Raw genomic sequence first — 706 nt, 5'->3', positions numbered from 1 at the left:
TTTTCCATTAGTTCCCGGGACCCATCTTGTTCCCACAACGCGTCTTCAACCTCGACCGGGGTACGGTACCCCAAGCTCTGGTGGAGCCTTGTCTCGTTCCACCATGACACCCACCCGAATGTCGCGATTTCTACCTCGATAACGTCATCCCACCTGCGAGTATGGATCAGTTCGCCTCTTGTAAGAACCGTTGACGTTTTCAGCCAAAGCATTGTCATAGGAGTCACCAACACTTCCGGTGGAAGCTGTAATGCCGTGCTGGGAAAGTCGATCGTTGTAGACCACGCTGACATACTGCGACCCGTGATCTTCAATGGTGCACCAAACCTGTCGTTTCTTCAGCACACACTATCGCCTGGTTGAGAGCTTGCAGCGGCAATACTTCGGTGCGCATCGAGTCTGATAACGTCCACCCAACGATCCGCCTGGAGTAAACGTCGGTGACAAACGCGGTGTAGACAAAACCTTTCTTCGTGCGCACGTAAGTAATATCGGCCACCCACAACTTATTGGGTGCTTCGGCGTTGAATTCGCGTTGCACCAAATCCGGGTGCGTATCCACCGTCTTTGACCTACGAGTGGTCACCGGTGAACGGCCTTTACCTTTGCCAGAAACACCAGCCAAACGCATCAGCCGTGCAGTGTGTTCACGCCCGATATCGATTCCTTCACGGCGTAGAGCATGCCACATTTTCCGCACACCGTA

The 706-nt window shown here is 53.4% G+C and carries 1 pseudogene; it reads right to left on the bottom strand.

Annotated features, from left to right (window positions below):
* Nucleotides 1–706: pseudogene (locus QP888_RS10995) on the bottom strand (IS3 family transposase); the annotation flags it as partial.

This window comes from Corynebacterium sp. MSK297, assembly GCF_030232885.1.
In the GTDB taxonomy this organism is placed as follows: domain Bacteria; phylum Actinomycetota; class Actinomycetes; order Mycobacteriales; family Mycobacteriaceae; genus Corynebacterium.
This window is presented reverse-complemented; position numbering and strand designations above follow the sequence as displayed.